The 22704-nt window shown below is 46.5% G+C and carries 19 protein-coding genes; 17 read left to right on the top strand and 2 right to left on the bottom strand.

What is annotated here, in order from left to right; translation table 11 throughout:
* Positions 1–14: 14 nt before the first annotated feature.
* From rplQ to DHBDCA_RS08950, 15 genes are all read left to right on the top strand, one after another.
* Positions 15–356 carry a 50S ribosomal protein L17 gene (rplQ, locus tag DHBDCA_RS09020; protein ID WP_025205209.1) on the top strand — a complete coding sequence of 114 codons (342 nt, stop codon included), beginning with the start codon at positions 15–17 and terminating at the stop codon, positions 354–356.
* Positions 357–602: 246 nt separating this feature from the next.
* Positions 603–1379 (top strand): tRNA pseudouridine(38-40) synthase TruA, encoded by a 777-nt coding sequence (gene truA, locus DHBDCA_RS09015; protein WP_242824886.1) that lies wholly within the window; start codon positions 603–605, stop codon positions 1377–1379.
* Between the two features lie 165 nt (positions 1380–1544).
* Entirely contained in the window at positions 1545–1979 is a 435-nt protein-coding gene (gene rplM, locus DHBDCA_RS09010; protein WP_015043913.1) for a 50S ribosomal protein L13, read from the top strand.
* A gap of 18 nt (positions 1980–1997) precedes the next feature.
* Positions 1998–2393: a 30S ribosomal protein S9 gene (gene rpsI, locus DHBDCA_RS09005; protein WP_015043912.1), complete on the top strand. Its 396-nt coding sequence runs from the start codon at positions 1998–2000 to the stop codon at positions 2391–2393.
* Positions 2394–2580: 187 nt separating this feature from the next.
* Complete coding sequence (locus DHBDCA_RS09000) at positions 2581–3360, top strand: N-acetylmuramoyl-L-alanine amidase (protein ID WP_015043911.1); 780 nt, start codon at positions 2581–2583, stop codon at positions 3358–3360.
* A gap of 281 nt (positions 3361–3641) precedes the next feature.
* Complete coding sequence (locus tag DHBDCA_RS08995; RefSeq protein WP_015043910.1) at positions 3642–4895, top strand: hypothetical protein; 1254 nt, start codon at positions 3642–3644, stop codon at positions 4893–4895.
* Between the two features lie 130 nt (positions 4896–5025).
* Positions 5026–5751, top strand: a complete 726-nt coding sequence (locus DHBDCA_RS08990) for an ABC transporter ATP-binding protein (protein WP_015043909.1) — start codon at positions 5026–5028, stop codon at positions 5749–5751.
* On the top strand, positions 5738–6490 hold the full coding sequence (locus DHBDCA_RS08985) for an ABC transporter permease (RefSeq protein ID WP_015043908.1): 753 nt from the start codon (positions 5738–5740) through the stop codon (positions 6488–6490). Before DHBDCA_RS08990 ends, DHBDCA_RS08985 begins: the two co-directional genes overlap by 14 nt.
* A 53-nt stretch (positions 6491–6543) precedes the next feature.
* Complete coding sequence (locus DHBDCA_RS08980) at positions 6544–8019, top strand: sensor histidine kinase (RefSeq protein ID WP_015043907.1); 1476 nt, start codon at positions 6544–6546, stop codon at positions 8017–8019.
* Between the two features lie 28 nt (positions 8020–8047).
* The gene (locus DHBDCA_RS08975) at positions 8048–8746 is read left to right on the top strand and encodes a response regulator transcription factor (protein ID WP_015043906.1); all 699 of its coding nucleotides are present in this window, start codon (positions 8048–8050) and stop codon (positions 8744–8746) included.
* Positions 8747–8795: 49 nt separating this feature from the next.
* On the top strand, positions 8796–9470 hold the full coding sequence (locus tag DHBDCA_RS08970; protein ID WP_015043905.1) for a L,D-transpeptidase: 675 nt from the start codon (positions 8796–8798) through the stop codon (positions 9468–9470).
* Positions 9471–9729: 259 nt separating this feature from the next.
* On the top strand, positions 9730–10758 hold the full coding sequence (gene argC, locus DHBDCA_RS08965; protein WP_015043904.1) for an N-acetyl-gamma-glutamyl-phosphate reductase: 1029 nt from the start codon (positions 9730–9732) through the stop codon (positions 10756–10758).
* Between the two features lie 67 nt (positions 10759–10825).
* On the top strand, positions 10826–12073 hold the full coding sequence (gene argJ, locus DHBDCA_RS08960) for a bifunctional glutamate N-acetyltransferase/amino-acid acetyltransferase ArgJ (protein ID WP_015043903.1): 1248 nt from the start codon (positions 10826–10828) through the stop codon (positions 12071–12073).
* A gap of 128 nt (positions 12074–12201) precedes the next feature.
* Entirely contained in the window at positions 12202–13104 is a 903-nt protein-coding gene (argB, locus tag DHBDCA_RS08955) for an acetylglutamate kinase (protein WP_015043902.1), read from the top strand.
* Positions 13105–13147: 43 nt separating this feature from the next.
* Positions 13148–14371, top strand: a complete 1224-nt coding sequence (locus DHBDCA_RS08950) for an aspartate aminotransferase family protein (protein ID WP_015043901.1) — start codon at positions 13148–13150, stop codon at positions 14369–14371.
* Between the two features lie 290 nt (positions 14372–14661).
* Here the strand turns inward: DHBDCA_RS08950 and amrB are convergent, their stop codons facing one another.
* Both amrB and DHBDCA_RS08940 read right to left on the bottom strand, forming a co-directional pair.
* Positions 14662–15558: an AmmeMemoRadiSam system protein B gene (gene amrB / locus DHBDCA_RS08945; RefSeq protein ID WP_015043900.1), complete on the bottom strand. Its 897-nt coding sequence runs from the start codon at positions 15556–15558 to the stop codon at positions 14662–14664.
* A gap of 61 nt (positions 15559–15619) precedes the next feature.
* Positions 15620–20587, bottom strand: coding sequence for an Ig-like domain-containing alpha-2-macroglobulin family protein (locus DHBDCA_RS08940; protein ID WP_015043899.1), 4968 nt, complete (start codon positions 20585–20587; stop codon positions 15620–15622).
* Between the two features lie 348 nt (positions 20588–20935).
* Here DHBDCA_RS08940 and DHBDCA_RS08935 point away from each other — a divergent pair, with 348 nt between their 5' ends.
* Together DHBDCA_RS08935 and DHBDCA_RS08930 are read left to right on the top strand one after the other, a co-directional pair.
* Entirely contained in the window at positions 20936–21316 is a 381-nt protein-coding gene (locus DHBDCA_RS08935; protein WP_015043898.1) for an iron-sulfur cluster assembly scaffold protein, read from the top strand.
* A gap of 147 nt (positions 21317–21463) precedes the next feature.
* The gene (locus DHBDCA_RS08930; protein WP_015043897.1) at positions 21464–22654 is read left to right on the top strand and encodes a pyridoxal phosphate-dependent aminotransferase; all 1191 of its coding nucleotides are present in this window, start codon (positions 21464–21466) and stop codon (positions 22652–22654) included.
* Positions 22655–22704 lie beyond the last annotated feature (50 nt).

The following is a 22704-nucleotide window of genomic DNA, read 5'->3' as shown; positions in this document are numbered from 1 at the left end:
AGGGGGGATCACAGTTGGCATACCGTAAGCTTGGAGTTAACATGAGCCGCAGAAGGGCTATGTTAAGAAATATTGTAACTTCCTTGCTGAAGCATGGAAAGATTGAGACAACAGAAGCAAGAGCAAAAGAACTGAATTCCCTGGCAGAGAAAATGATTACCCTAGGCAAAAGGGGTGACCTGGCTGCCAGACGTCAGGCGATGGAATTTTTGCTGGATGAGACGGTAGTAAAAGAGCTTTTTGATACAATAGCTCCGAAATATGCCGATAGGCAGGGTGGCTACACCAGAATCATGAAAAATGGCTATCGTCGTGGAGATGCTGCCGAAATGGTTTTAGTTGAGCTTGTGGACTAAGATGAAGGCCTAATTTTGAAGTTCGAAGTTCGAGGTTCGGTGTTCGATTGCAGATAACGGAAACCGGATACCAGGAATTGATTGATACCGGGTAACGAAACCAAATAAGCGTATCGATAACCATTAATCACACACATGAATCGTACCTCTGAACATTGACACATGTTCAGCTTCGAACTTCCTGTTGGCTCTTTTGAAAACAAGCATACCGTCCAGTTCAATATTATAAGTTTGCTGGAGAAAAAAATGCGCAACATCCTTCTGCGATTAGCCTATGATGGTACAAACTACCACGGATTCCAGCGCCAGCCAGAGGAACATGGACAAACTATCCAGGGAGAACTGGAAAAGGTCTGGAAGAAGCTTTTTGCCGAAGAAATAAAAATCACAACAGCAGGCAGGACGGATACTGGTGTACACGCTGCCGGCCAAGTGATTAATTTCTGCTCAGAAGCGCGTATTCCGCAGGAGAAGATTCCTAAGGCCATGAACAGTATTCTGCCGTATGATATCAGAATACGCGAGGCCAGGGATATGCCTGAAGATTTTAGTGCCAGGAAAAGCGCCAAGTGGAAGAGATACGATTACAGAATCGATAACGGACGAATTCCTGACGTATTCAGAAGACTGTATTCTCTCCATGAGCCGTTGCAGCTGAATGTCAGCGCCATGCAAATGGCTGCTTCCCAGCTTGAAGGGAAACATGACTTCAGTGCATTTGCCGCTGCCGGGTCTTCGGCTAAAAGTTTTGTCCGGACACTGTACCGCTGTAAAGTATGTTGGCTGGATGAACAAATCGTTGTTACCTGTATTGGTGACGGGTTTCTATATAACATGGTAAGAATTATTGCCGGTACCTTGATGGATGCGGGTAAAGGCCGAACACAGCCGGAAGAAATCCCTGAAGTACTAGCGTCCAGGGATCGAACCAAAGCAGGTGAAACTGCTCCGGCCAGAGGACTCACCTTGACCCATGTCAATTATGACGCATCCAGTCCCGGTGAAATCTTTCCGGAACTTTAAGAAATAGGAAACCATAGGTTGACGAAAGACGTTATTTTAGTTAAACTTTTTAAGTAGTCTTTTACCGAAACGTGAATGAGCCCGTCACGTCCGGTGATGATATAACGAACTCAAAAATCGCACATGAAAACATGATGGACGCGATTAAAAATGGAGGGAACCAACATGACCACCACGCAATTTGCGAAAGCCCATGAGGTGGACCGTAAATGGTTAGTCATTGACGCAGCCGGTGTTTCTTTGGGAAGAGTGGCAGCTGAAGCCGCCCGCTTGCTCAGAGGAAAACATAAGCCGATATTTACCCCGAACGTTGACACGGGTGATTTTGTCATTATCGTCAATGCAGATAAAACATTGATTACCGGCAATAAACTGGATAAGAAAATGTATCGCTGGCACACCGGTTATCCAGGCGGACTGAAAGAAATGACCTACCGAGTGCTGATGAGCAAAGCCCCCGAAAAAGCTATGGAACATGCTGTAAAAGGAATGCTTCCTCACAACAAACTTGGTGCACAGATGTATAAGAAACTTAAAGTATACTCGGGACCGGAACATCCGCATCAGGCCCAAAAAGCAGAAGTATGGAATATGAAATAGTTGGAAGGAGGTAAAAGCATGTCAGCACAGCTTCAGTATCAAGGTACAGGCAGAAGGAAAAATGCAGTTGCCCGGGTCAGACTTCTGGCCGGTAACGGAAAATATACGATTAACGACAGAGACCTAAGTGAATACTTCGGCAAGAAAACTTTAGAGATGATTGTTCAGCAGCCCTTAGAAGTTACTGAAACTTTAGGGAAATACGATTTAATTGCCAGAGTTCACGGCGGCGGTACAACCGGCCAGGCCGGTGCCCTCAGAATGGGTATTGCCAGAGCTTTGCTTAAAGCAGATGAAAGTCTTCGTCCGGCTTTAAAACGCGCAGGTTTTCTTACCCGTGACCCGCGTATGAAAGAGCGTCGCAAATACGGACTTAAAAAAGCCCGCAAAGCGCCTCAGTTCTCCAAACGTTAATATCCAAGAAACAGCGAATCCCTCAACTAAAGGTTGGGGGATTTTTTTGTTTTTCTCATTTTTTACCTTTCTATACTTATTAATTGAATTGAAAAATTATTGATATCCGATCAAAGGTCACTGAAATCATTCCCTTTTGAATAATTCACTGCCCTTCACCATAGATATAGGTGAGAGGGGGGAAACCATGGCCAAACACCTGAATTATTCACGGATCAGTGGACTGATGCACGGACAGATAATGCCAAGACCAAAGATTATACTGGCATCAAGCATTCTCGTTCTTCTGGCCGTAACCGGTATTTTTCTCGGCCAGAAAACAGCAGTGCATACCGCCAAGAATGTTCCGGGATGGAGCTGGATACTCGGCGGGGTAACCATTTCGATTGATGCCGGTCATGGTGGGGTTGACCCTGGAGCTGTTGGCGTCAATAAAACCCTGGAGAAGGATGTGAACCTGCAGGTTTCTAAAAGGCTGCAGGTACTGTTCACCCAGGCCGGAAGCAAAGTTGTGATGCTAAGGGAGCAGGACCGGGATTTTGGAACTTCTTTAAGCCTGCTTCAACGCAAAAGAGAGGACTTGGCCTACCGGATTCAAACCGCTATGGAATCCCAGGCTAAAATATATCTGAGCATTCACGCCAATAGTTTTTCCGATCAAAGACAGCATGGCCCGCAAGTGTTTTACCATCCGGAATCCGAGGGAGGAAAACTGCTGGCTGAAAGTATCCAGCAAAGTCTGAATAAAGTCGGAACAAAAAAACGGGAAGCAAAAGCGAACCAAAGCTATTTTATCCTCAAGAATACGGATATGGTGGCCGTGACGATTGAAGTCGGTTTTCTGTCCAATCCGGAAGAAGAAAAGAAATTAAACGAAAGTGCTTATCAACAGCAGCTGGCCATGGCTATTTTCGAAGGAGTGGGCAATTATCTGGCCAAGGAACAGCCGGTGGCGGCAGCCGATTAATCCTGAAATCATCATCTTAACAATAAATAAAGGAAGATACATAATTAATCCCGAATATATCAGATAATCACTTTGGAAGCTGCAGCGCACCTGACCTTTCAATCTCGTGCTTAACGCCATTTCAAATCTATTTCAAAGAGTAAAAAACTGAAAGAAGAATTGTCTATTTTGCCCGGAAGCATTGTTTATAAATTGTTTAGATTCTGTTTACAGATATTCAAGATATTGGGAGTAAAATAAGATCAGGAAGCTTTCCAATATTTGAAAAGGAGTAAGTGAAGATGAGAATATCTAAAAAAGCGGTGCTGCCGGTAGTCTTTACCGTCGGGATTCTGTTGTTTGCGACGACTGCACTGGCGGACATTGTCAGCAAAAGTGGCTATGATACGCTTAAGGACGGCTTGAAGCAAAGCGCAGCGAGCTGTTCAGAGAAATTTAACAACTTTACCCTGGATTATTCATTTGCCATAAAGTATAACGGTGAAATCATCAGTTCCCAGAACGATGTCAAAAAATTTGACCGGCTGAATGGGGCGACCGAGGACAGCTCCCGCAGTCTGAGTCCGGACGGAAAGGTTTCCGATTCTTATTACTATACGGATAAGAACACCTGGATCAATGGTACGGATATCGGCACCGGCAATGAAGCCTATTACTATACCGAATATACCCAGGAGCGCGAAACGGATGTATTTGACAATCCTTTTAAACAAGATGAAGCCGAAGATGTTGAGAAGATCGTGGATGCGGTTGTCGGCAGTTTGAAGGACCATGTGGTCGTTCAGGAAAATGCCGATGGCAGCAAAGCGCTTTCGGGTTCCCTGTCTGAAGTACAGATTCCGGCTTTGGTCAACGCGGTGGCTTCCCTTCAGGTCAAACAGGCTCTTTCGGGACAAAACAGCTATAGCGCCAGAATCCCTGTACTAACGCAGGATATCTATGTGAAACAAATTGAAGGGTCGGCCACAGTTAATTCCGACGGTCTCTTGGATTATATTCTGGCAACAGTGATATTATCCGGAAAGGACGCACAGGAACAGGTCCATGAAATTACGATGGAAACGCTTGTTAAATTAACGGATATCAATGAAACAATTGTTCAGAAGCCGGACCTTAGCGGCAAAAAAGTTCAGAGAACAACAGAAAGAACCAGCGCCGGACCTCAGATCTCCAATCCTGAAAAGTTTATCGGGACATTTAAAAACGATATTATCATTGAGCAAGAAGGTAAATTTGTCAAGATTGGCGAACGCATTCTGAAAATTGCCCATGTTGAGAGCGCAAATATTGCCGGAGAATATTCCGAGAAATACAGAGAAGGCTTTGAGACGTATGCTCAGAATGCCCTGACCTTTACGTTTGACGCCACAACTTCCAATCAGACAAAATCGGATGCCATGTTTGAATTCAGAGATAATGACGGATCGAACCGGTCCGGAAGCATCTATCTGGATGAAGCAAATGCCAAGGTGTATTTCAACTTGAACATGTCCAGCGGGTCTTACGATTCCGTCTTCTCGCCTGTTCTGGAATGAACAGATGCAAAGTTAGATGATAGATAACGAATAACAAGTAACAAAACGAATAACAAATAGCAATAACTTTAAATTGGAGCTGCCGGGGAATCCCGGCAGGCTCCTTGCAGTGCACAATGGGGGCAATTATATGGAAAAAGTGATTGAAATATGCAGCCTGACCAAACTGTATAAAAACGGCCGGGGCATTGACGATATCAATCTGGAAATTGATCAGGGGGATATTTTTGGTTTTCTTGGGCCAAACGGTGCAGGAAAAACAACGGCAATGAAGATCATGACCGGATTGATCCGGCCGGACCGCGGTGACGTCAGGATTTTCGGGCATAGTATTACCGAATCATATGAGAAGGCCATGGCGGAAGTTGGCTGTATTATTGAAATTGCTGACTCTTATCCGTTCTTGACCGCTTATGAAAACTTAAGGCAGCGTGCCCGGTGTTACCCGGGAGTCGATGACCACAGAATTGATGAGGTTCTGGAGCTTACCGGTATGATCAAATACAAACAGGAAAAACCCAGGAAGTTTTCCCTAGGCATGAAGCAACGCTTGGGTTTAGCTGCGGCTATTCTGGCCAGGCCCAAAGTTTTGATCCTGGATGAGCCGTTGAACGGACTCGATGTCGAGGGGATGATTGATGTCCGTAATCTCATTAAGCAGATGGCTGAACAGGAAGGAACCACCTTTTTTATTTCAAGCCATCTGATCCATGATGTTGAACTTACCTGCAGCAGGATCGGGGTCATCGTCAACGGAAAGATGCTCAATGTGGACAGCACGGAAAAGATTCTGCAAAATTACGCCACGTTGGAGAATTACTTTGTCAGTGAGGTGGAACGCAATGGCCGCGTATAAAGCTGCTTTGATCAATGAAATTGAAAAGCTGTACAAAAAGAAAAAAGCCCTGGTTGCGCTGATTATCTCACTGGTTGTGATTGTACTGGGGCAGCTGGCCGTCGTTGGTGTTAGAACCGGCTTTGGCGTAAGAGGCACCGGCAGCGTGGAATTTCCCGTACTAGTTTTGTCGGTCGTCGTCAATACGATCCTGCCGCTGTTTACAGCGCTCGTTGCCATTGACTGTTTTTCCGGGGAGTTCTCCCATAACCTGATGCGCGTCACGCTGACCAGGCCGGTCAGCAGGCTGAAAGTATTTATGGCCAAAGTCACGGCCATTGCGGTCTTTATTCTAGCCAACCTGCTGATCTTAATGGCCTTCTCAATGCTAGCCGGTTTTCTATTTAATGCCAATTCCGCTACTTTTGCCGCTGTGGCGCGAACGATGCTTGCTTATGTGATCAGTCTGTTTCCACTGTTTACATTGGCTTTGGGGATTGTGCTTCTGACCAATATATTTAAAAGTGGCACTTCGGTATTTTTTATTGCGGTTATTGCTTTTCTGGCCATCAAGGCTTTTGGCATTTTCTTTTCCGAGTACACAAGCCTGCTGATTACTACGCAGCTTGACTGGTACAATTTGTGGTTGGCCAATTCTTTTCCGCTGGCGAAGATTGGCCGGGAGTTTTGTCTGATGCTTGGCTACGCGCTGATGTTTTTTACAGCGGGGTTTTATTTGTTTGATAAAAAAGAGTTCTAGATCTCAGAATTTGCTTGAAAATGATGCTAAATGACTAAATAAGAGGACCGGCAATGAATCTTAAGAAGCGTTTAATTGCAGCAAATGCAGCTACCGTGGCGATTCCGGTGCTGATTACAGCACTGGTCGCCATGGCTTATCTGTTTATATACAGTAAACTATATGGCAATATATATTCCTGGGAAAACTACCAGCGGGCCTCTCAGGTTGAAGCAGTACTGATGGATACAGAGAGACTGATCCATCAGGAGAGTCCTGATGCGATTGCCGATGAAAAGTTCCAGCAGCTGTTGCGCCAAAAAATAGCTGAAATCGGAGGCGAACTGATCATTCTGAAGGATGACAACATGATCTATGCCTCGCTGGATGCATCGGGAATTGGCAAAATTGAGTTGGCTAAGGCCAAGGAAGCAGGACAAAACAAGCCTGGCAAGGAAACCATTGTGATCAGTGGTCAGTCCTTTACGGTTCAAATTATTGAGCAGGATCCCGCAGATACTGCTGGAGGAACCGTGCTGCTGCTCGTTCCGCCGGATCAGGCAGCTAACGGCCTGATTCAATTTCTCATTGTGATCGGCCTGACGTTCCTTTGCTCTTTCATTGTTACGAACATCCTGATCTCCTATCAGTTTTCACGGGTGGTTTTGCAGCCACTGAATCATCTACAGCATGCTGCAGATGAGATCCGGACCGGCAATTTGGACTGCCAGATTGCCGAAGAAGGTGACCAGGAGATTGAAGCATTGTGCCGGGACCTTGAACTTATGCGCCTTAAGCTCAAGGAATCGATCCATACCCAGCTGAAATACGAAGACAACAGAAAAATGCTGATATCCAGCATATCCCACGATCTAAAGACTCCGGTTACGTCGATTAAAGGTTACGTTGAAGGCATTTTGGATGGCGTTGCGAATACCCCGGAAAAAACGGAGAAATATTTGAAAACCATCTATGTAAAGGCTGAGCAGGTTGATAAGATGATTGATGATTTGCTGCTCTACGCCAAACTTGATCTAAACCAGATTCCGTTTAATTTTGAAAGGACCGATGTTCAGGAATTCATTAGAAGCTGCTTGCTGGAAAGTGAACCTGAGCTCGAAAACAATGGAATACACACGGAAATGTTCAGCGACCTGACCCAAAAGCGCTGCGTTTCTCTTGATCGGGAACGAATGAAAAGAGTTGTAATAAATATCCTGGACAACTCCCGCAAGTATATGGACAAAGGCGAGGCAATAATAAGGGTTCTGCTCAGGGAGACTCCTTCCAGTATTATTATGGAGTTTCAGGACAATGGGTGTGGAGTCAGTGAAAAGGATTTGCCGCATATTTTTGACCGATTTTACCGTTCCGATCAGGCCAGAACTGGGATTGAGGGAAGCGGCCTCGGACTCGCGATTGCCAAACAGGTCGTTGTGGGGCATCAGGGTATTATCTGGGCAATGTCCCACGGCAAGGAAGGAATGAGTATTCTGATTTCACTGGCCTACCTTAAAGACGAGTACCATGCCAACGCTAAATCTACATGAAGAAAACCATCCAAAAACGAGGACTGTTATGAAAAAAATTTTGATTATTGAAGACGATCTGAATATTGCGGAACTGCAACAAGATTACCTGGAAGTGGAAGGTTTTGCAGCCGATATTTGTGCGGATGGTTCTGCCGGTCTGAAGCAGTTCCAGGAAAACGGCTATGATCTCCTAATCCTTGATATCATGCTCCCGGGTCTGGATGGTTTGGAGATTCTGCGTAGTCTAAGAGATGAAAAAGAGGTTCCTGTGATTCTGGTATCCGCTAAAAAAGAGGAAATCGACAAAATCAAAGGCTTTAATCTCGGAGCGGATGATTATATCACGAAACCTTTCAGCCCGGGTGAACTCGTCGCCAGGGTCAAAGCTCATCTGCAGAATTATGAAAAACTGAAGAAGAAATTCAGCGAAAAGCAGATAAGGAACAACGCTGTTGTGATTCGTGGACTCAGGATCGAGAAAGAAGCCCGCAGAGTCTATATCCATGACAAGGAAGCCAATCTCGCCCAGAAAGAATTTGAGCTGCTTTTATATCTGGCCAAGCATCCCAACCGGGTATTCGGCAGAGACGAATTATTCGAAAAGGTCTGGGGACTTGAGGCGCTCGGTGATTCCGCTACGGTCACGGTTCATATCGCCCGGCTGCGCGATAAAATTGAAAGCGACCCTTCCAACCCGCAATATATCGAAACGGTTTGGGGAGCGGGCTATCGGTTCAGGGTTTAATAAGAACATCAGAAATGAATCCATTACGCAGCAAAGGAAGAAGATCATTTTGAAAAGAAAACAATCTAAAATCGCACTTGCCACGGTAGTTATATTATTTATTGTTGCCGGGTTAATGAGCTTTCTGGGCGGATCTGAAGTAGTCAGTGTGTTTTCTCGGTACAATTCTAATCAGGACCAGACAACCCCACAAGATAACCAGACTTCTTATCATAACCAAAAGAATGGAACGGCTGAAAACAGCGGTGGGAATAACCAGGGTAAAGAAGACAATCAGAATGCTGAAGCACAACAGCAGGAATCCGCGAACAGACAGCAGGAAACGGCCAACTCTCAGGAAACACAGCAAAGCGACTACCGGATTGATGTTGATGTGACCGAACAAATTGTCCGGATCTATTATCGGGATTCTGAAATCAAACAATTTACAGCGTCGACAGGCGTCAATAATTTGACTCCGCTGGGGGATTTTGAAATTGAAAACCGCGGCGAATGGTTTTTCTCCGAAAAATACCAGCAGGGCGCCAAATACTGGGTCTCTTTCAAAGACTGGGGTGTGTACCTTTTCCATTCCGTCCCGATGGATAAACAGAAAAAAATGATTGCCGAAGAAGCGGCCAAACTTGGTACATCGGCTTCTCATGGCTGTATCAGGCTCGAAGTGGAAAACGCCAAATGGATTTATGACAACATTCCGCAGGGGACGAAGGTGCATATTCATTAATGTTATTATGATGCCGAAATACTGTTGTAAGGTCTCATGAAAAATACTTTTCGCATAACGGAGAGTATTTTTTTTTGGAAAAAGACGGAATGTATAGTAAGATAAACTGAGAGAATAGATAGAGAATTGATCAGAATAATTTAAAAGAAGGATTGGAGAAAAGCAAAAATAAATGGCTTAGGTATTGAATAATTATTCGTCTGTGTGTATAATTATTAAATAAACTAAACGCTGCATTACCGTTACAGGAGGGATATGGATGATTAAAGTTGGAATTCTTGGAGCAACCGGCTATACAGGGCAGGAACTGCTTCGTTTATTAAATAACCATCCGGAGGTCACGCTGGCGTATTTAGGCTCTTCTACATCTGCGGGAAAGCGTATTTCAGATATTTGCCCTCACCTTCAGGAAAGTCTGGAAAACGTGCTGGAGACAGAGGAGATACCTGATGTCGACGTGGTGTTTATGGCGCTGCCGCATGGCATAGCAGCGGCCAGAGCCAGGGAATTGATGGAACGCGGCATAAAAATCGTGGATCTTGGAGCAGACTTCAGACTTAAAGACGTCCAGGAGTATGAAAATTGGTATAAGGTTAAGCATGCTGATCCAGCTTTGCTGCCAGAGGCTGTCTATGGACTGCCTGAACTATATAGAAATGAAATTGCGGGGAAAGCCCTTGTGGCGAATCCGGGCTGTTATCCCACAGCATCCCAGCTAGCGCTGGTGCCGCTACTCCGGACAGGACTGCTTGATCCGACCGGCATCATCATCGATGCCAAGTCGGGTGTCTCAGGAGCAGGCCGAGGGATTGTCCAGAACCTTCATTATTCCGAAGTGAATGAGAATTTTAAAGCTTACGGTGTTGGTGTGCATCGCCACACACCGGAGATCGAGCAGCAGCTAAGCGGTGCGGCGGATGCGAAAGTCGTGATTAGTTTTACCCCACATCTCGTGCCAATGACCCGAGGCATACTGGCTACCATCTATGCCGGTGTCAAGAGTGGCATAACGGAGCAGGAACTGTGGGATTGCTGGCAGCAAGCTTACGAGAAGGAACCGTTTATTCATGTGATGCCGGAAAGAGAGTGGCCCCAGACGAAATATACGTATGGGAGCAACCACGCATTCCTTCAGCTAAGATATGACCAGCGGACCGGCAGGGTCGTCCTGGTTTCCGTCATTGACAATTTGGTCAAAGGAGCATCCGGCCAGGCCATCCAGAATATGAACATCCTGTTTGATCTGCCGGAAACGACTGGGCTTCAAACCACCGCGCTCTGGCCATAGGAAGACAAATGGACGTTTTTTTGTCCCCAAACACACAGACACAGAAACGATCTAAGGAGGAATAGAAATGATGGATAAATTGTATCCTTGGCAAGAAATAAATGGCGGGATTTCCGCACCGCTTGGATTTTATGCCTGCGGGGTCAAAGCGGGCATAAAACATAAAGACAAATACGATCTGGCGCTGATCTTATCTGAGATCCCGGCCAGTGCGGCAGGGATGTTCACGCGCAATGTCGTGAAGGCCCATCCGCTGATACTCACCGAGAAACATCTTGCAGACGGCAAAGCGCAGGCTGTTATTGTCAACAGCGGTAATGCCAATGCCTGTATGGGCGAGATTGGTGACAACGCTGCCACGGAGATGGCCAGGGTGACCGCAGAAGAGCTTGCTCTTGCTCCGGAAGATATCCTGGTATCGTCCACAGGGGTAATCGGACAGGAACTGCCGCTGGCTAAAGTCATCGCAGGAATCAGGACGGCCGCAAAGGAAATTCAGGCACTTAAGGGAAAAGTCTCCGCAAGTGAAAAAACTGAATACGCCCACCAGGCGGCGTCGGCTATAATGACCACAGACATGGTTTGCAAAGAACTTGCTTTGGAACTGCAGTGCGTCCAGGGCACTATAAAACTTGGTATCATGGCCAAAGGCTCGGGCATGATCCATCCTAATATGGGAACGATGCTTTGTTTTATCACGACGGATGCGCAGGTTGCGCAGGATAAGCTGAAAGGGCTGCTGAAGGCGGCAACGGATGAAAGCTTTAATATGGTAACCGTGGATGGCGATACCAGTACGAACGATATGGTCGTGATCTTGGCCAACGGATTATCGGAAGTTGCGCCGGAAGGTCAGGAATGGGAGAACTTTTCTGCCATGGTCCGGGAAGCCTGCTGTACGATGGCCAAAGCGATTGCAAGAGACGGCGAAGGGGCCAGCAAGTTCCTGGAAGTGAAAGTTGCAGGGGCCGCATCATTGGAAGCAGCTAGAATGATTGCTCGCAGTGTCTGTTCCTCTAATTTGGTGAAATCGGCTATGTATGGCGAAGATGCCAACTGGGGAAGAATCCTGGCTGCAGCGGGATACTCCGGAGCCAGCTTTGATCCGAATAAAGCGGATATCTACCTGAACGGACTGCAGGTCGCTGCACACGGACAGGGCCTGCCATTTTCCGAGACGGAAGCTTCGGTTTTGCTGAAGAATACAGACATCAAGGTCGACGTCGTTCTGGGTGACGGAAATGAACAGGCTGTAGCCTGGGGCTGTGATCTTACACATAAGTATATTGACATCAACGCTGATTACCGGACGTAATAATGTCAGCGTAATTGAGTGACTATTAAATATAAATGTTAGTTACTGGTAATTATCTGTTTAAATCATTTGAGTATTTGAGTTTTTTTGAGACACCTTATGAAGAGGAGTAAAGGAGGCGCATCAAAATGGAAGATTTCAGTGTGAAGATCAGCAATCTGGATAAGGCCAATATTCTGATCGAAGCCTTGCCGTATATTCAAAAATTCTCCGGGTCTACCGTTGTGATCAAATATGGCGGGCATGCCATGATTGATCAGGAGCTTAAAGAAAAGGTCATGCTCGATATCCTGCTGCTGCATACGGTTGGTATCCGTCCGGTTATTGTTCACGGAGGGGGACCGGAAATCAATACGATGCTGAAGCGTGTCGGCAAAGAAAGCACGTTTGTGCAGGGCTTAAGGGTTACGGATAAAGAGACCATGGAAATTGCAGCGATGGTCCTGGTCGGAAAGCTGAACACGGAGATTGTTTCGATGCTAAACAGCTTTGGCGGAAAGGCAGTAGGGCTGAACGGCCAGGATGCCAAACTGCTCGTCGCCGAGAAGAAACCGATGCAATTGGCCAATGAACAAGGATTGGTCGAGGAAATCGATCTTGGGTATGTTGGTGAGATCAAGAAGGTTACGCCGGGGATCATTACCAGCCTTTTGGATCAGGGATATATTCCGATTATTTCACCGCTGGCCGGTGGAGATGATGGTGAAAGCTATAATGTAAATGCCGATACGGCTGCCGGAACCATCGCCGGATCCTTAAAAGCTGACAAATTCCTGCTTTTGACCGATGTCAAGGGAATTATGAAAGATATCAATGATCCGGAGTCTCTTATTTCCGTCATCCCGAAGGAAGATGTACCGGCAATGATGACGGAAGGGATCTTTAAAGGTGGAATGATACCGAAAGTAGAATGTGCAGTAAACGCGCTGGAACAGGGAACAGGTACCGTTCATATCCTGGACGGCAGACAGTCGCATGCGATTTTATTGGAGTTGTTTACTGACGGTGGGATCGGGACGATGATTAAATAAACGGAGAATATTCAATAAATTGTATTGTAGAGAAGAAAGGTCGATGGTCGATATGAATATAGAGCTGAATACGGAACAAATGATCGCGATGGGCAAAGAAAATGTTATGAATACGTATGGCCGTTTGCCAATGGCGTTAGTCAAAGGATCCGGATCGCTGGTCTGGGACAGTGACGGCAAGCAATATCTGGACTTTGTCGCAGGTCTGGCTGTAACCTCACTCGGGCATGCCAATCCGGAGATCGTGGAAACTATCCGCGAACAGGCCGGAGAGATCCTGCATACTTCCAATCTGTACTGGATCCCTGGTCAGGTCAAACTCGCAAAGATGCTAACGGACAATTCGTTCGCGAATAAAGTATTCTTCTGCAACAGCGGAGCGGAGGCCAATGAAGCTGCCATCAAACTGGTGAGGAAGTATGCCAAGGAACACTTTGGGGCTGAGAAAATTCAGATCGTATCCCTGAAGAATTCGTTCCATGGTAGGACGCTGGCAACGATAACAGCCACAGGCCAGGCCAAGTACCAGAAGGGATATGAGCCGCTGCCGGAAGGATTCTCCTATACCACGATGAATGATTTGAGTGAACTGGAAGGCGTCATTAATGAGGAGACTGCGGCTGTAATGATCGAACCTGTGCAAGGGGAAGGCGGTGTGCACCCTGTTTCACGTGAGTTTCTGCAAAAAGCCAGGGAATTATGCGATAAGTACGGGGCGCTGCTGATTTTTGACGAAGTCCAGTGTGGGCTGGGCAGGACCGGGAAACTATTTGCCTACGAGTGGTCCGGCGTAAAGCCGGATATCCTGACACTGGCCAAAGCACTGGGCAATGGTGTGCCGATTGGTGCGATGCTCGCAACAGACAACGTAGCTGCTTCTTTCCAGCCGGGAGACCATGCTTCGACTTTCGGAGGTAACCATCTTGTCTCGGCTGTCGGCTGCAAAGTGATGGAGATTATGACCCGGGAAGATTTTCTGACCGGGGTCGAGAACAAGGGGTATTATTTCCAGGATAAGCTGCAGAAGCTTGCTGAAAAATTTGATTTGCCCGGTAAGGTCAGGGGGCTCGGGCTGATGGTCGGCCTGCCTGTTGAAGAAAAAGGACCCGAGATTGTGAGCGACTGCTGTGCAAACGGACTGCTGATCAACTGTGTCGGAGGCAAGACCCTGCGTTTCCTGCCGCCGCTTACAGTCACGTTTGACGAAATTGACCAGGCGATGGAGATTCTGGAGCAGGCCTTTCAAAGGAGCTTTGGCGTGAAGTAAGAACAGATAATAAAAACCAACAGATTAAAATGAATGTAAAGGGAGGGCGTAACCAAACTCTATCAAAGTTCCGTTACGCCCTCCTTTTTATGATTTTTAGGGATCAAGCTGTCGATACTTAAAGGGAACGTTAAACCGATTCTATTTCCCAGAGTTACCCATATCCCTATTAATTACTTCAGATATTGGAGACTCGCTCTTGGTAGCCTGAGTTCAGTTACAGCCCCTTTGTTTAGGTTTAAGACTGTTGTAATTACACTAGTTAAATAGAAGACGTTAATTCTCAAAGGTTAATCACTATCTGTATCAGCGTAGAACACTAGCGTAAAATAGCTGGTTGTCTGAATCATATCGTTTTGCAGGAGTATACCGGAATTTGTGTTGCCCAAAACGTGAAAAGCCCGGATTCCTTGCTTCTCAGCCAGTCGGAAAGATGCGGCAAGCGATGCGGGGGAATCCAGGTAATCATTGCCCAGCCTGAAGAGGGCAGGATAATCGAATTCCTGCATATATTTCAAGGTTTCGCGGTCTTTACCCTGGGCCTCGACCCGGGTCAGATAATGCGAAAAGTCAACCGATGAGATCAGAACCGTATGTTCATTCAGACAGGGCTCTAGTCCGGCAAGCAGCGTATTGACTTCCTGAAGGGTGACATCATGATGCAGAATGAGCGGTACAATCTTTGCTTTGGGAAGATAATGCTTAATAAGCGGTGCCAGAGAGCCAATGGAATGTTCCGAAGAGAGGGTTCCCTCATCTCTGCTTGCCAGGCTGTTTTTAAGCAGAAGGTTGACCGTCGGCTGATCCGTTTCGACAAGGCCTTCAGGAGTCTCCCAGTTATCCAGACCTGTAATAATCCGGTTCCCGTTGTTAAGATGGTTTGGACCCACCAGGATGATTAGGCCTGGCTCCTGCGCGGCAAGTATTTGCATCAGATCGTTAATTAGGCGGGCAGCTGTCAGATGATGAGGCATCACGGCACTTACTATTCTCTTATCTGCTTTGGACGGTACAGCAGGCTGGTCGGCCAGGATAGCATTTAATTCCTCCCGGGTGATAAAACCGGGATGGGAGGGGGAGGAAACGGATATCCCGCCGTCTTCGCCGGAGGATTTTTCCGTTAGGCTTATTCCGCCGCATCCGGACAGGAGTAAGAAAGAAAAGCATAATAATAGTAAGGCAGTCATGTTTAAGACGGTTTTACATAAAACGAAGCAGCGAATATTCGTAATAAGTCATGCCCCCATTTTATTTGATCACAATCCTGGATTGGCTGCCGCTTGTGTAAACAATACTGTTCTTAATGTTGCTCAAAACGGGTGCTTCGCAGTTGAATTCACCAGGTGAGATGACTCGTGCCAGATAAGTAATCGTGCCTTTGTCCTTGCCGACGTGGAAGACCAGCTTTTGTCCATTGACTTCTGTCGGATAATCCCAGTGATTTTTGGCAGTTGGGTCTTCATTGTAATTTTCGGGACGTGGGATAAGAGCAAGACCGGCAGGAAGCACATCCACAATTTCATAAAGCCCCTGGGGCGCTTTATCGCCGATGTTATAGCTTAACACGACCTGGACGAGGTTCTGGCGATTGAAGGTATTTGTCTCCGTACTGCCGACGCGGTAGGTACGACTGATGTCAAGATCGGTATTTTCTGATCCTTCTCCGGACTGAATCGGAACGTTGTAGTAGCTCACCATGCCAACCTTGCCTTTGATCCTGGTGAATGATATCTCCGTCAAATCCTCAGGAAGAATGGTCAGTTTAAAGAAGTTCATATTTTTTAAGATTTTGGTCTCTTTTTTTCCGTTTAGTTCATAGGTAAAGCTTACCGGCGAAGAGGCCATATACTGAAGGTTATAGCGGAGTATTTCCAGCTGCTCGAGCGTATTCAAAATATCTTTGCCAGGATTCTCAAGCAGGTACTGGTAAAGCTTGTTTTTCTCCGGCTGGTCCAGGCGCGCTGCCAGAAGTGCCATCCGGGTTGTAGCCAGAATAATATCATCCTGATCGCTTCCTACGTTGATTCGCAGCACAGAACCGAGGTCTTTCTGATAAGTGCTGAGAAGTTCCTGATAAACCTGCTTGGCGTAGGCTCCATCTCCGGTTTCCAGCAGAGCCAGAGCCAGGTTGATCTTTTCTTCCGCAGACAGATCTTCCTTCTGCATATAGCTGTCAATTTGCAGAAGAACAGGCTCTCCCAGGGAAGCGAGCCCGAGAAGAATCATACTTTCATCGTCTGCTGCAGGTGTCTGACTTCCCTGATTCCCTTGATCTCCCTCTTTTCCTGATTCTCCTGCGTCTTCAGCTTCCAGAATTCTGTAAAAATAGCGGATTAAGGCCTGATCATCAAAGACACCTGGGGCAGCGGAAGCGACCATTGCGGACAAGGCCGGATCACTTTCTCCATAAGAAAGGATGCTGATTCCACCGTCGAACCGCTGGTAAAGGAGCAGAGAATCCCGATCCCCCCTATCTCCAACTAAAGGGATATTAGATTCGGGACTGTCGGAGAAATACTTTTCCAAAAGCCTGGCGGCTTCCTGGGCGGCAAGCTTTTGCTCGAGGCGGCTTCCATTATTCCAGATCAGCTGGTAAAGACCCCGGAGGTACTGGCTCTTCTCAGAATCACTGAAGATCACTGTCGTTGGTTCTTCAGAAGAACCCTTGAGTCCCTGGCCTTCCGTTAAAAGATTTCGGTCCGATACAATCCTTTGCTGAAACGATTTCACTGCGGTAAATTCCTTGGTCAGTGTGTCAGTAAGGCCATTCTGACTGCCGGATACGGTCAGACGGTAAGTACCTGCTTCGAGGGCCGGCAGCTTCCAATCTGCAGCAGAAAATGCTGTATCGCTTTGACGCCAGGTCTGTTCCTTCCCGCTGGGACTGGTTAGTTTCATGGTATAAGAAACATTTTGGTTGCTTTTGAGTTTTTCACCATAAGAGCGTGTAAGGACGACTGGAGAGTCTCCAGTGAGATAATGGCTGTTCAGTGTCACTTCGACAAAGAACGGCAGACGTACCGGAAGCTGCGAGGTACCGCTGCCAGCCTGAAGATTCTGAGTAAAAGCCTGGTAGGTAACCCGCCAGGATGTCAGATTGTCCGGCAGGGTAAAGTCCATTGAGGCATTCCCGTCACTGTCGGTTTGCAGCGTGGTGAAGAGTACGGTATCCCGAAAATCACTGCGTCCCGAACCGCCCTCCCCGCCAGACTCGGCAAAACCATAAAAACCAGGGTGATAATGGGACTTTCTGGTTATCAGTGTCAGATACTGATTATCGCCATAGAGGCTGTTCAAAAGATCCACACTCTGGTTTTGCAGGCTGAATAAGGCTTCATCAACAAGATTCAGATTGATCTGGGCCCTTTTAACAGGGGCATTGTTGCTGTCGGTCACCTTAAGGCTTAAGTGAACTTTATCGCCGGGCCGATATTCAGTCTTATCTGATTGTACCGCGACATTCAGTTTTTTTGTTTGACTTGCAAACGATATCATGACGCTGCTCGCTTCATAGTAGCTGTTCCCGTCGAAGTAGACCCCGCCTACGGTAACATTCGGAATGTATGAATCGGTAAACAAAAAGCTGTACTTAGGGGTGGTGCTTACCTGGTAGGCATCAATGACTTTTTGACCGTGGTAGAATAAAATATTTCTTCCGGCAGGATTTAAAACTTGGCTATTGACCATCATGGACACCTGAACTTGGTCCCCAGGATTATAACCGTCAATACCAGGTGTTCCCTGCAGGAAGTAATAAGCGTTATCCGGCTGAGGATCCTGTTTGCTGATAGTTAATTGTCTTGTAAAGGATCGGCCGTCACTGTCCTGTGCTGTAAGATAGAGATTGTAGGATTCCTTCGGATCAATTTGACCTGTATATTTCAGCGCTCCGTCAGAAGCTGTTGTTAGTGCAAACTCACTGACCAGTTTTGTGGCATAGTCATAATTATAAGATTTGACTACTTTTTTACTGATGAAATCATAGTACTGACCTGTTTCGGTTCTTGTAACGACTTCCTGGTAGAGCTTAGCTTTCACCGGGGCATTGGCAACCGGCCCCTGAAGATAGTTCTCTTCAGAAGCAAATTCTCCATTGTTTAGCTTGGTCAAATCAACAGATGATAATTTGGCGGAGAGGGCATAGGTATCTTTCTGGCGGATCGCTTGGCCGTTGATGTAGACTTTGCTCTTAAAGACAAGCAATTCAGCGTAATTGTAGATTTCACCTGCTTCGGGAAGGGTGGCGTTGGCCGCACATGTCTGGAAATCATAGTCCGTATAATTCTCTGCGTGAGCCTTGCCGGTATAGGAAAGTACCGCCGTTCCTTTGGCATCGGTAGTCAGGTCACCTTCCTGATCAGACAAAAAGTAGTGCAAAGACAGACTTGGGACAGGCGTGCTTTCAAAGAAGGCGGCTGAGAACCGAAAATTCACCTTCTCTCCAGCGAAGATTGCTTTCTTATCTTGAGCCAATGTTACTTGATAGGCCGGTTTTTGGTAGTTTTCCACGGAAAAGCTTCGTGAGAGCAGCTGAACATCGCCAGATTTAACCTGCAGTTCATAGTAACCGGGTTTTAGAACGGGAAGTTTGATTTGACCCTGAAAACAATCATCTTTTACTGCGGTCTCCTGGGTCAGGACCGGAGAAATCTCACCCCCAGGGTAGTAGGCGCCGTCATAACCATACACTTCAATCGTGAGATCACGAAGCGGTTCAATCCGGCTGCCCTGCGCACTGTTCCCGGACCGCGGTGCAGAGATTCCCCAGAAGTTCAACGTATCCCCAGGCTTATAAAGTGCTCGGTCCAAATAGAGATACTTCCAGTAATCCGACGGATTGATCTGGCCGGTGTTACTTTCTTCATACCAGGCCTCTATAGGGACAAGGATTTCTTTGCCTCCCTGCCGGATCCAGGCATAGCTTCTCTGCTCGCCGGACAGCTTTTGCTTGATCAGAACCGTACCGGATTTATCCGTATTGGCAGTAATCTTCTTATTTTCAAGACTGACAGTGGCTTCAGCAACGGATGTTTTGGTCTGCAGGTCATTAACCCAAAAGAGGCTTTCATCCTGTCCCTGGGCAAGGTAGACGGCAAGATCGGTTACCTGGAACCAGACTTGCCTGACGGATTCGTCTGCCTGGAATTCTGCGGAATAGTACCCTGCTTCAAGCGTTTCTGGTAGCATGATGTATTGATTGTAAGGGTCTGTCTTCAGAAATTCGGTGTCATATTCAGCCAGTATGTAGGCTGACGGTAATTTTTCGAGATAATGGTTCCAGGTATAGTAGGACCAATCAGGCAGCACATCCCGTTTCGAGAGAGAGGCTTGAAAGATTTGGTGATCCGGATAGCGGTAAAGGTTGATATGAAGCGGAGGCGTGTCTATGATTTGACCTCCCGAATACGTATTGTTGGTGAAATATACGGAAAATGCAGGCTGCTCACTGGTGCTGAATTCGGTCAGACTTGTGTTCAGATCAAACGTAAAAGGAGGATTGTTCTGTTCAACCGTCCCGGTCTCAAAGCTGAAACGATAGTCTTCGAACAGGGTTTCCGTCGTACCGGGGAGTACAAAGCCTTTTTTGAGCGTGACCGTATAGACGGTGGCCGGTTGCAGTGCTTCCGGCGTAAATACCAGAGTTTTTTTGTGCTTTTCGAAAGCCCCCTTCACCTCGGGTGAGATACTGAAATAATCCTTCAGGCTGCTAATTTCATAGTTGTCGGAAGAGAAAGTCAATTCAATTCCTGTGTCTACCGGAACAGAGGTGCTTTTATCTCCGGGAAGGGAACGAAGCACCTGAAAGGCTGCTTTGGTCTGGAAGGCCCAGCTGAGGTTTTCCTTTCCCGATGCTTCCGGATCAAAGGCCAGACGATAAATCGTATTCGGTGCTAATTCTTCCTCGGGAATAATTTTATAGCTCTTGCCGTTATTCTGTTTATCCAAGGTGTAGGAAAATTTCGGACGAAGTTTGAGCGATGCCTTCACTGTTTTTTCAGTCAGGCTTTCTTTGCTGGTCAGTAAAAAGGTCGTCGTGGTATCAACCCCGAGCTGATCCAAGTCAACTGCTTTAATGGCGATATCCGAAGCCAAAACTGTCCTGTCAGTCAGATGGAAAAAGTCAAATCCGTAAAAAATGCTGATAGCCATTACAAGAACTAAGGCGATGCCGATTGAATTTTTCCAACTCATCAAGTTCCTGAAATTCTTCGCCATGAATTAACCATCCTTTCGACACAATACGATGGTATTGTCAGTTTAATATCCTATTAGAAGTATCTGATAACAGATTAGAAGTGTTTAACAACATATTAGACGTAATTAATCGATAATTCTATACATCTGACAAATATCCTTTTTATGGATGCAGAACTCGTTGACGGATTTGCAGCTGCCTGTGCCGCTGCACGCCATACTATGTTTATGCAAGAACACTCTTTTTTAGACCACGCTCGTTTAGATTTGAGAAAAAAGAATTTTGGTTGTAGACTATTAAAGATAAAGGTCGAAAGGGTTGGAATGATTCTGGAGAAAACAGATTGGGATTAGACCGGAGGAAGAAATGTGGATTATTCGGATAAAGTTATTGAACATTTTATGTGCCCACAAAATGTGGGCAGCATGCCTGATGCAGATGGCGAAGGAATCTTTGGGGATGTGTCCTGCGGAGATTCACTGACGATCTATCTGAAAGTAAAGGATGGTATCCTGACGGATATCAGTTACCTGGTGTTTGGCTGTGCCGCGGCTGTAGCAGCAAGCAGCATGTTTACGGTTTTAGTCAAAGGGAGAAGTATTGAGGAGGCTTTAAACATAGGCGGCAGAGACGTTTTCGACGCGCTGGATGGCCTGCCGGCAAGTAAAGTCCATTGTTCCGTGCTGGGTCCCCAGGCCCTGAAAAAAGCTATCGAAGACTATGAATCCAAAAGAAAAGATCAGAGCTAAAAGTGTCGAAAATCTTGCCAAAATGGCAGAAATATGATGAAATTTTTGATTGTTTACGATATGATAATAAATAGTTTCAATAATAATGCCTGCAATCATGATGTCTGCATCATATACAGAACGCCATAGGTGAAAGGATTTGAAAGTATGAAGCTGTCCCAGCGCATTCTGGGCATGAAGCCGTCTGCTACGTTGGCTGTTGATGCCAAAGCCAAAGAACTAAAGAGTCAGGGGAAGAATGTTATTTCGTTTGGATCCGGGGAACCAGATTTCGTGTCCCCGCCGTCCGCTTTCAAGTATGCAGCGGAAGCGATGGAAAAAGGGAAAACTCATTACACATCAACACCTGGGATACCTGAGCTTCGTAAGGAAATTTGTACGTATTACCAAAAGGAATTTGGTCTGGAATTTGATCCGGGACAGGTAGTTGTTGGCCCGGGAGCCAAACCTTGCATATATGAAGCGCTGGCAGCGATTGTTGATCCAGGGGATGAGATTGTCCTGCTTGCGCCGGCTTGGGTAAGCTATATTGAACAGATCCATCTTGTAGATGGGAAATCGGTGATCGTGGAAACAGAAGATAGTGGTTTTGTACCAAGATTGGACCGCGTGGAAGCCGCAATTACGGACAGAACTATCGCACTTTTGCTGAACTCCCCATCCAATCCGACAGGGGTCCTATTTGACGAGAAGACCGTTAGAGGCCTTGCTGAGATCGCCCAGAAGCATGATCTCTGGCTGATTTGGGATGAGATTTATGAGAAGTTAGTTTACGGTCAGAACAAACATATTAATCCGCTGCAGCTTATGCCGGAGCTGGCTTCCCGGACAATTATCATTAACGGGGTGAGCAAAGCCTATGCGATGACAGGCTGGCGGATCGGTTATTCGATTGCCCCTCTCGAGTTATCTTCCAAGATCAATTCATTTCAAAGCCATCTTACCTCCAATGCCTGCTCCATTGCCCAATGGGCCGCGGTCGGGGCGATGCGGGAAAGCAGGGAAGATGTGCTGAGAATGAAGGCAGCTTTTAGTGACAGACGGGATCTGATCTGCGGACTTTTGCGTGAAATGCCGCATATCTCCTTTCCGGAACCAGAAGGTGCCTTTTATGTTTTTGTAAACATTAAGAACTGTATCGAAAGGTCCTTTGAAGGACAGAAGATCAAAGATGATATCGGATTCTGTAATAGGCTGCTTGATTCCGAACTGGTTGCCGTCGTACCCGGCAGTGCTTTCCTGGCGCCGGGATATTTACGGATATCCTATGCGAGTTCTCCGGAACAGATAACCGAAGGTATGAGAAGGCTGCATCGTTTTCTGGATAAGCTGAAATAATAGTGAGGTGTTTTCTTTTTTGGGTGTCTGTAGCCTCGCACAGATACTCC

It is taken from the genome of Dehalobacter sp. DCA (genome assembly GCF_000305775.1).
Lineage (GTDB): Bacteria > Bacillota > Desulfitobacteriia > Desulfitobacteriales > Syntrophobotulaceae > Dehalobacter > Dehalobacter alkaniphilus.
Note: the sequence above shows the minus strand (reverse complement) of the source record. Positions and strands in the feature narration are given on the sequence as shown.

Coding starts and splice junctions, on each gene's coding strand:
- argB (WP_015043902.1), top strand. CDS start 12,202: ATGGAAGATTTCAGTGTGAAGATCAGCAATCTGGATAAGGCCAATATT.
- rplM (WP_015043913.1), top strand. CDS start 1,545: ATGACCACCACGCAATTTGCGAAAGCCCATGAGGTGGACCGTAAATGG.
- amrB (WP_015043900.1), bottom strand. CDS start 15,558: ATGACTGCCTTACTATTATTATGCTTTTCTTTCTTACTCCTGTCCGGA.
- DHBDCA_RS08980 (WP_015043907.1), top strand. CDS start 6,544: ATGAATCTTAAGAAGCGTTTAATTGCAGCAAATGCAGCTACCGTGGCG.
- argC (WP_015043904.1), top strand. CDS start 9,730: ATGATTAAAGTTGGAATTCTTGGAGCAACCGGCTATACAGGGCAGGAA.
- DHBDCA_RS08985 (WP_015043908.1), top strand. CDS start 5,738: ATGGCCGCGTATAAAGCTGCTTTGATCAATGAAATTGAAAAGCTGTAC.
- DHBDCA_RS08950 (WP_015043901.1), top strand. CDS start 13,148: ATGGTCGATATGAATATAGAGCTGAATACGGAACAAATGATCGCGATG.
- DHBDCA_RS08990 (WP_015043909.1), top strand. CDS start 5,026: ATGGAAAAAGTGATTGAAATATGCAGCCTGACCAAACTGTATAAAAAC.
- DHBDCA_RS08975 (WP_015043906.1), top strand. CDS start 8,048: ATGAAAAAAATTTTGATTATTGAAGACGATCTGAATATTGCGGAACTG.
- DHBDCA_RS08930 (WP_015043897.1), top strand. CDS start 21,464: ATGAAGCTGTCCCAGCGCATTCTGGGCATGAAGCCGTCTGCTACGTTG.
- argJ (WP_015043903.1), top strand. CDS start 10,826: ATGATGGATAAATTGTATCCTTGGCAAGAAATAAATGGCGGGATTTCC.
- rpsI (WP_015043912.1), top strand. CDS start 1,998: ATGTCAGCACAGCTTCAGTATCAAGGTACAGGCAGAAGGAAAAATGCA.
- DHBDCA_RS08940 (WP_015043899.1), bottom strand. CDS start 20,587: ATGGCGAAGAATTTCAGGAACTTGATGAGTTGGAAAAATTCAATCGGC.
- DHBDCA_RS08995 (WP_015043910.1), top strand. CDS start 3,642: ATGAGAATATCTAAAAAAGCGGTGCTGCCGGTAGTCTTTACCGTCGGG.
- truA (WP_242824886.1), top strand. CDS start 603: ATGCGCAACATCCTTCTGCGATTAGCCTATGATGGTACAAACTACCAC.
- DHBDCA_RS09000 (WP_015043911.1), top strand. CDS start 2,581: ATGGCCAAACACCTGAATTATTCACGGATCAGTGGACTGATGCACGGA.